The sequence below is a fragment of the Mesorhizobium sp. M2E.F.Ca.ET.209.01.1.1 genome (assembly GCF_004010375.2).
Classification (GTDB): Bacteria; Pseudomonadota; Alphaproteobacteria; order Rhizobiales; family Rhizobiaceae; genus Mesorhizobium.
In genome coordinates this window covers 1-307 of record NZ_SADP02000937.1, presented here as the reverse complement: position 1 = coordinate 307, position 307 = coordinate 1, and the positions used below count along the sequence as shown (strand labels likewise).

The 307-nt window shown below is 63.2% G+C and carries 1 protein-coding gene; it reads right to left on the bottom strand.

The genetic code is table 11. The annotated features are described in order from the left end of the window. Nucleotides 1–161, bottom strand: a 161-nt coding sequence (locus tag EN852_RS38575; RefSeq protein ID WP_135879884.1) for an SDR family NAD(P)-dependent oxidoreductase, incomplete at its 3' end; no start/stop codon positions are given. Nucleotides 162–307 lie beyond the last annotated feature (146 nt).

The window sequence follows — 307 nt, the reverse complement described above, 5'->3', positions numbered from 1 at the left end:
GCCGCCGCTGTCTCATCAAGCGAGTCCACGCTACGCGCCGTGACCGCGATGTCGGCGCCGGCGGCGCTCAGCGCCTCGGCGATGCTGCGGCCAATGCCGCGGCTGGCACCGGTGACCAGCGCCTTCCTGCCAGAGAGGTCGAAAAGAGCAGCGTTGCGCATGTGATCCTCCTTGGCCGCTCCGGTTGCGTGGCACGGAGACTATCAGATCGACTTACCTATACAAGCGTATACAAACAGCCTTGAGTGCGATAGTGGTGACGTCGTCCGCCGCACGCGCCGCCACATAGTTGGCTCTTTAATACGAG